1 pseudogene is annotated in these 467 nt (G+C 46.3%); it reads left to right on the forward strand.

Annotated elements, in window-relative coordinates:
* Nucleotides 1-467: pseudogene (locus tag M3175_RS25925) on the forward strand (hypothetical protein); the annotation flags it as partial.

A 467-nucleotide genomic window follows, 5' to 3' on the forward strand; every position in this document is an offset into this window, starting at 1 on the left:
GAGTTATTGGATTTATTTGATATTCCCAAAACCATGTTACCTACCATCAAGCCATCGGATGGCGATTTTGGGGTCACCAAACAAGGGATGTTTGGCAAACAAATCCCAGTCACGGCAGTGCTAGGCGATCAGCAAGCGGCATTGTATGGGCAAGGCTGTAACCGGGCTGGCATGGCAAAATCCACCTATGGCACCGGCTGTTTTTTATTGATGAATACCGGCGATAAGCCCTGTGTCAGTCATCAGCAATTACTCACCACCGTCGCTTGGCAAACCACAGCGGCGAATCACACTCGTCAACCTAACCGGCATGAACCTTCAGGTAAATTGCCCAACTTGTTAAAACCTTTACAAAATTTACAACGAAATAAAAAAACAAGCCTCACGCAAACACAATATGCGCTTGAAGGCAGTGTGTTTATGGCAGGTGCCATTGTGCAGTGGTTACGCGATAACTTAGGTATGAT

Origin of the sequence: Robertmurraya korlensis (genome assembly GCF_023715225.1) — a bacterium.
Taxonomy (GTDB): domain Bacteria; phylum Bacillota; class Bacilli; order Bacillales; family Cytobacillaceae; genus Robertmurraya_A.